The organism is Vibrio sp. M260112, assembly GCF_036533775.1.
In the GTDB taxonomy this organism is placed as follows: domain Bacteria; phylum Pseudomonadota; class Gammaproteobacteria; order Enterobacterales; family Vibrionaceae; genus Vibrio.
The window spans coordinates 1-1127 of record NZ_JATABH010000156.1 but is presented as its reverse complement, the minus strand read 5'-3'; the positions used below and the strand labels follow the sequence as shown (position 1 = coordinate 1127).

The 1127-nt window shown below is 46.8% G+C and carries 1 protein-coding gene; it reads left to right on the top strand.

The genetic code is table 11. From position 1 onward, the window contains the following. Positions 1-15: 15 nt before the first annotated feature. The coding region (locus tag QTN95_RS20770; RefSeq protein WP_331418868.1) for an RHS repeat-associated core domain-containing protein at positions 16-1127 on the top strand (1112 nt) is incomplete at its 3' end.

Sequence of the window (1127 nt, the reverse complement as noted above, 5' to 3'; positions counted from 1 at the left end):
GAGCTTCAAGAAATCATGGATCAGCGTCTTGAGGATGAAACGGCTGAAATTGTTTGGGTGGCGACCAGCCGTGATAACTTCGGTCGAATCGGTGGTGAACTGTTTGGCAATGGTCTACTAACTCGACGTGATATAGACCGCTCTCGTGGTACGGTTCAACGCATCACTACAGGCATGGGCGATACCTATCTGCGTGATATCAATTATACCTATGACGAGCGCAGTAATGTGTTAAGTAAAGTCAGTGCGATACGCAATCAATCTGAATACTACCAGTATGATGACTTTGACCGTCTAACGCAGTGGAACTTCAGCGATAACAAGAGTGTCTCCTCTATTGAGCGCGACTATCGTTACGATGTCTATGGCAACTTGACGTATAAAACCGATCAAGGTGACTTTGAAGTCAATCCAAATGGTCAGTTAACGAACGGATATACCTATGATGCCAACGGCAACATGCTGGCAGGTCGTGGCCGTACACTTGCTTGGAACTCGTTTAACAAAGCTAGACATATCAACGACAATGGCAATATCGTGCAATATCAGTATGGCAGTGAACGTGAACGTGTGAAACAAACCTCTGATGGTGTGACGACTTACTACATTAGTCCTGAATATCAGCTTGAATTATCAACGGATAACAGCGGTAAGACCGTGACAACAATGCGTCACCGCTTCCTTGCCGATAACCAAGCGGTTGCAGAGCATGTCAAAACGTTAATTGGCAGCGAAAAACAAATTGACCGCACAGCTTATTTCCATCGTGATGCTCTTGGTACGGCTGACCTCATTACAGACCCGAACGGACAAGTGCAGATTGAGCGTGGCTATACGCCATTTGGTGAGCTACTCGCCTCTGCTGAGTTGCAAGCAACCCCAATGTTTACCAACGCAGAAATGCGCGGCTTTACTGGGCATGAAAATGTTGGCAATAGCAGTGGTCTTATTAATATGAACGCGCGTTTGTATGACCCTGTGATTGGTCGTTTCTTAAGTGCCGATACGTTCGTGCCAGAGCCGAGCTTTAGCCAAAGTTACAACCGTTACGCATACGTGTATAACAACCCGTTGAAATATACTGACCCAACAGGGCACTGGGTGTGGTGGGCTGCTGCGATGGCATT